The 6,503-nt window shown below is 53.6% G+C and carries 4 protein-coding genes; all 4 read right to left on the reverse strand.

The features are described from left to right. Positions 1–210 precede the first annotated feature (210 nt). Positions 211–1,740: a TolC family protein gene (locus QT230_RS12720; protein WP_308322206.1), complete on the reverse strand. Its 1,530-nt coding sequence runs from the start codon at positions 1,738–1,740 to the stop codon at positions 211–213. Between the two features lie 9 nt (positions 1,741–1,749). Continuing rightward, positions 1,750–3,006, reverse strand: coding sequence for an HlyD family type I secretion periplasmic adaptor subunit (locus QT230_RS12725; RefSeq protein ID WP_308322207.1), 1,257 nt, complete (start codon positions 3,004–3,006; stop codon positions 1,750–1,752). 199 nt (positions 3,007–3,205) lie between these two features. Beyond that, complete coding sequence (locus QT230_RS12730) at positions 3,206–4,960, reverse strand: type I secretion system permease/ATPase (protein WP_308322208.1); 1,755 nt, start codon at positions 4,958–4,960, stop codon at positions 3,206–3,208. 196 nt (positions 4,961–5,156) lie between these two features. Beyond that, positions 5,157–6,503 (reverse strand): calcium-binding protein (locus QT230_RS12735; protein ID WP_308322209.1); only part of this gene is annotated, 1,347 nt, incomplete at its 5' end.

Raw genomic sequence — 6,503 nt, forward strand, 5'->3', positions numbered from 1 at the left:
GATGAATATGCCTGCGTCCACCTGCATCGGTGACGACTGTTATGATGCAGTGCGGCACTTCAATTATTACTATACCCTACTTGACAAAATGATGACGACCCTAGAATAAATATCCCAACGGTCTGCAAACGCTCGCTACTGGTTCAAACGTCCACGCTCGCCAACCAAAGCGAGTTTCATGTTTTAAGTCACACTATCCAGCGTGTAGGGTCAGCTTGAGCTTGATGATAAGTCATATTTTGTTAAGTGCGATGGGGCAATGATGGCGTTGACCTGATGCATAATGCCGACCAAATCATCGGTGCCAAGCTCACCGATAGCTGCCCGCATGTTTAGACGGTTCATCAGTAACCGACGAAAAGCGTCAACGTACTGAATACGTTGGGAGTAAAGATCGGCGCGGGCATTGAGTACATCGACTAAATCACGTAGACCAAGCGCTGCGCCTTTGTCAGCGGCTTCAAGATAAAGCTCACCTGAGCGGATGGACTGTGCCAACGCCTGCAACCGAGTAATATCGCCGCGAATACTCCGGTGGTACTGGCGCAGTTGCTCCAGTGCCAAGCGACGTGCATTATTGATATCGGCCATGGCAGCATTCTGAACTAGAATACCTTGAGCAACGCTATTACGAGTACGGCCTCCGGCATAAAGGTTCATACTGGCCTGAAGGACCACACGTTTATCCTCACTGTCTCGGTAAGGATCGTTGCTATGACGGTCAGAGTACGACAGGTTAAGACTTACTTCTGGATAGTAACCAGCACGGCGCACCTCGATATCGGCTCGTGCGACATCCCTCTGTGCCACAGCTAATAGTACTTCGGCGTTGTTGACAATAGCATCTTCAAGAGTTGACAGTGGGGGCGGGGAGTCGAAGTCGTCTTCGGGCAGCTCCAGCAGAGTAAAGCTGTTGAAGTCGGGAAAAGTTCCAGTCAACCGCTCCAATGTCGAGAGCGCGTTGTCGTAGTCGTTGCGAGCGGCGGCAATATCAGCCAAAGTCCGATCAAACTCGGAGTGCGCCGCCAGCAGGTCGATGCGGTCACCTATACCGAGATCATATGCCCGCTGCGCCTGGACGACCTGCAAATCGAGAGAGTGGCGTTTACTATCCAATAAGTCTACCTGGCGTGATAGGTAGAAAGCATTGAGCCAAGCCTCAGCAGTCTGCAGCGCCAAGTTGCGCTCACTTACCGCTAACTGCAGTTGAGCAGTATCACTCTGTCGGTTAGCTTTCTCTACCTGACGAAAGCGCTCAATGGAAAAGAGCGGCTGCGAGAGCGATATCTGACCGATCGTATCAGTAGACTCACCCTGACAGCGACGCTCAAACTCTTCGCCGCCGATCAACTCACCTGTCTCTGGGTTGTTGACACAACTGCTTATATCACCACCAGTGTAAATGTTATCGCTCCCGCTATAGCCACGCTGAAAACTGAGGTCAACCTGCGGCTGTAACCGAGACCAGGCCAGCGGCACTTCCAGGCCACGCGCCTCGGCCTGCAAACGCTGGCTGGCGAGCGCAGCGTTGTACTCCAGCGCGCGGTCAAACATTCTCGGCAGCGAAGGCAGGCTGTTGGTGGCGTTATCCGGCTGATCTAGCGGCATGGATGGCAAGACATCAGGCCGCAATGCCACGCTAAAATCGGCACTCCAAGCACAGGCTGGTAACGCCGCCATAAAAAGGCCGCCCAACAGCAACCGTCCAGCCGCTCGCGAAGGGGAAATTGATTCGGCCACGATACCTCCTTAATCCTGACGAATAGCACGCTTGAGCATGTCAGTCACCGGCTGGGTGAGATAGGCAAACAGGGTTTTTTCGCCAGTGTGGATCATCACTTCGGCAGGCATACCAGAGAGTAGCTGTATACTATCGGTCATCCTCTCGCGGCTCCTCTCCGAGACTTGAAGCAGCGCACGATAGTAGCGCACCCCCGTATTCTCATCCTGGAAGCTATCAGCACTCACATGGTTGATGACCCCCTCGAAAACAGGGACTGTACGCTGGTTGAAGGCACTGAAACGAATTTCAGAGGTCTGCCCAGGGTAGATGTTATCGATATCTTGAGCAGGAATACGCGCCTCGACGATAAAACCTTCGTTGTCAGGCACGACGCTCATGATGGGTTCGCCGCCACGAATCACGGCTCCGACAGTATGAATATCGAGCCCAACCACCGTACCACTAACCGGCGCGATGAGTTCGGTACGTCCTACCAAGTCATGTAGCGCGACGATACGCTCGCGAGATTCGGAAATCTGCGACTGCACCTGACGCAATTGTTCTCCGATTTCCTGCTGGTAATTCTGGCGCTGTGCTTCGATGCGCGAACGATTTTCGCTGATACGCGAGTAAAGCTGGGCGATCTGAGCACGGGCATTAGCGAGCTCGGATGCGAAAGATAGCACCTGGCGCTCCAATTCCCGAATGCGTTGGTTATTGCCCAATCCTTCACGAAATAGGGATTGGTAGTCGTCGATCTCGCCGTTAAGTGATTGAATCCGCTGCTGGTTAATATCGATGGCCTGCTGTAAACCATCGATCTGTTCACGAAACTGCTGAATTTGTGCGTCAAGGGCACTGATTTCACTCTGCAGTGAGCTGCGTCGAGAGAGAAAGAGACTACTCTGAACGTCAAGGATCTCGCTCAGGCGCTGATTACCCTGTGCCATGTTCTGCAGTTCGTCATAGAAACTAATGCTATCGGCACCCTGTTGTTCGGCCAGCAGCCGCGCTTCCTGAGCGCTGGCAATGAACCAATTTGAACGAGCAATATCGAGCTGCGACTGAGACTGGGTGCCGTCGAGCACTAGCAAGACATCTCCAACCTGAACATGATCACCGTCTTCGACGTTGATCTGTGACACGATACCACCTTCAAGATGTTGCACGGTACGTTTGAAGCTTTCCACCGAAACGGTACCGCTGGCAATAACCGACACCGACAACTGGGCCAAGGCAGCCCAAGTACCGAAGCCGCCAAAAGCCACCAGTAGAATAATCATGCCCACCCATGTGACACCGCGGTCACCGATGGGCAGTTCAGAGCTAGCGCTACTGTATGTTATCTGACTTTTCTGAATTGAGTTCTCTTGCAGTAATGTCTTATTACTCGAGGCTCTTTTACTGCTCGACATAAGCTGAAACTCCAGGCCCCGGAAGCCAACCAAGCCTCGGGGCGCGTAAATATGGGGAGAGGAGTGTTTAACCGTTGCCAAGCGCCGTATTGCGACTATGCGCAGCGGGTGCCTTCTCGACCTTTGCACCGGTCGTACTCCGTTGTACGAAGCGATGGAGTACCTCCTCACGTGGGCCAAACATGCCTACTTGGCCATCCTTGAGAACAAGCAGCTTGTCCATACCGCGCAGTACGCTGGTGCGGTGGGAAATAACGAAGAGCGTGACTCCTTCCGCCTTGAGCGATGTTATCGCTTGGGATAGTGCTTTCTCTCCTTGGTCGTCAAGGTTCGAGTTGGGTTCGTCAAGCACCACCAACTGAGGGTTGCTGTAGAGTGCGCGGGCAAGACCGACACGCTGGCGCTGGCCACCGGATAACACGCCACTGGCAGTGGAAATAAAGGTGTCATAGCCCTCTGGCTGCTGCAGCACCATTTCATGTACACCAGCACGTTTGGCAGCCTCGACCACCTTATGTGGATCTACCTTGCCAAAGCGTGCAATATTCTCGCTGATAGTACCGTCAAAAAGCTCGATATCTTGCGGTAAGTAGCCAATATGGGGCCCAAGTTCGTGGCGGTTCCATTGTGAGATATCAGCACCATCAAGACGTACTTTACCCACCTGAGCAGACCAGATACCCAGCAACACGCGAGCAAAGGTAGACTTGCCCGACGCGCTAGGGCCTATGATTCCAATGTGCTCCCCCTTGTCGACCTCGAGGTTAATACCGCGAATAGTCATCATACGTGCACCTGGCGGGCCAGCAGCGATGCCTTCAATGCTTATTCTGCCTTCCGGTGCGGGCAACGACATGCGCTCGCATTCGGCAGGAACCTCACTGAGTAGTTGCTCCAAACGTCCGTGGGCGCTACGCGCGCTAACAAACCCCTTCCAAGCCCCGATCATTTGGTCGAGAGGTGCCAAGGCTCGGCCCATCAAGATGGAACCAGCGATCATCATGCCAGGAGTAACGCTACCCTGAAGAACCAGCATCGCTCCAAGCCCTAGAATGAGTGACTGGAACATTAGCCGCAGCACCTTGGAGACGTTAGAGAGGGTGCCTGCGCGATCACTGGCCCAGGACTGCTTGAGTAAAAATTCACGGTGACGTACCTGCCAACGGCTGCGAATGCCTGAAAGAATACCCATGGCCTGCATGACTTCCGCATTGCGCAAATTAGCGTTGGCTAGCTCCTGCGACTTGATATGCTCGCTGTTAGCCTCCGACAGCAAGCCACGGGTGGCATATTCGTTAGCGATCGCCAGTGAAAGCAACATCACAGCAGCAATGATCGCGAAAACGCCAAACCAAACGTTGAATAAGAACAAAACCGCGATATAGATAGGAATCCAGGGCGCATCGAAGAAGGCGAACAGTCCGTTACCGGCCATGAACTGGCGAAGGCTTGTGAGGTCACTCAGCGGCTGGGCAGTCTGGGTTCCCGCAAGAAGTAGGCTCTTTCGAAACATGGCCCCATAGAGACGCTCACTGACTAGAGTATCGATTCGATTGCCGACGCGTACCAGCACCCGTGAGCGAACTATTTCGAGCCCCCCCATCACCAGAAACAGAAAAACTACGATGAGGGTCAGCATCAACAGCGTATCCGAACTGCGGGTAGTAATGACCCTATCGTAAACCTGTAACATATAGAGCGGTGGCACCAGCATCAACAGATTAATAAACATGCTGAACACTGCAACGCAAAAGAAGGAGTGCTTACACGCCTTCAGAGCCCGACCAAGATCGGTAGGCGACCGTTGCTGTTTAAAAGACATCAAGAGGCTCGCTATTCTTTACAAGAGACCTGACCAGAGAGTTGGTAAAGGCTGATCACCGATCACTTTAGAAGGATGTCACTGCCAAGAGGCAACGACCTTTACACACTTTTCAAATATCGCTTCCAACCCCAGCGACTCAGGACAGTCGCTGGGGTTACGCTTACTGCAAGCCGACCATGCGCCAGCAAGGTCGCTATACCAGCGTTAACTCTTGCGTGGTGTTAACGCCCAACGTATCTGCACCGGGTTCGAGTGCATTCAGCGGAAGCAACGCATCACCTTCGAGACCATCCTCCTCTGTCTCGATACGATCCAGGCGATACCCCTCATCGACATACCAGTTGAAGACGGTGACACTATCCTCTCCCCCCGCGACAGCAATCGAAAGGTCATCCCCCGCTCGAGAAAAGCGTAGCGCCTGCAGGTCAATGTTTTCGAAAGAAAGCATATCGGGCTCATCATCGAAGGAGATATCATTGATGGTATCGTGACCATCGCCAGCACCGAAGACGTAGCGGTCGGCGCCATCGCCGCCAGCCAGGTAGTCATCACCCGATAAGCCTTGCAAGCTGTCCTCTCCTTTTCCACCTTTTAAGACATCATCTCCCTCGGTACCACGAAGCACCAATCCCATGGCCTCGAGCTGGCTCCCGCTCAACTCGCTGCCGCCATCGAGTTGGGCACGGCTGACCATACGGCTGTTAATCAGCGAGTCATTACTACTGATAGCACCAACAAAAGTAAGCGTATCATCGCCACTTACATGCAAGATAAGATCGCTCCCATCGCGACTCATCCACAGATCATCGGCCGTGACCCCCGCGCCTAACTTCAGCGTGTCACCGTAGCGACTAGACGTATAAACATAACTAGGCTGAACGACGGTGTCGTGGCCATCGCCTAGGTCAAACTCGATGACGTTGCCGTAACGGCCCAACTCCAAACGATCATCGCCGGCGCCGCCGTTGAAGATGCTGTCACGGGAGCTTGCTGAAACTCGTAACGTATCGTCGCCCGCGCCCCCTTCCAGCCGGTTGGTGCCACTGCCACCATCAAGGAGATCGTTCCCTTCACCACCCAACAGGTGGTCATTGCCACCGCCACCCAACAAACGGTCATCTCCTTCGTGACCGTTTAGGATATCGCGCTCGCCCCAGCCAATCAGCTCATCCGTCGCCTCGCTACCGTGGCGCGTATAGAGCTGTTCGGCCAAGTCACTCCACATTTGCGTACTACCTTCGGCAAAACGGACCGTACTGAACAACTGGTAATTAGATGCCGTATCGTTTAGGCCATCCGGAGACGACAGCACGTCTTTCAAACGCAGGCTGTCGTCGCCGCTTCCTATATTTAAAATCAAATCGCTCCCATCGCGACTCATCCACAGATCATCGGCCGTGATCCCCGCGCCTAACTTCAGCGTGTCACCGTAGCGACTAGACGTATAAACATAACTAGGCTGAACGACGGTGTCGTGGCCATCGCCTAGGTCAAACTCGATGACGTTGCCGTAACGGCCCAACTCCAAACGATCATCGCC

The organism is Halomonas sp. SpR8, assembly GCF_031010195.1.
Lineage (GTDB): Bacteria > Pseudomonadota > Gammaproteobacteria > Pseudomonadales > Halomonadaceae > Vreelandella.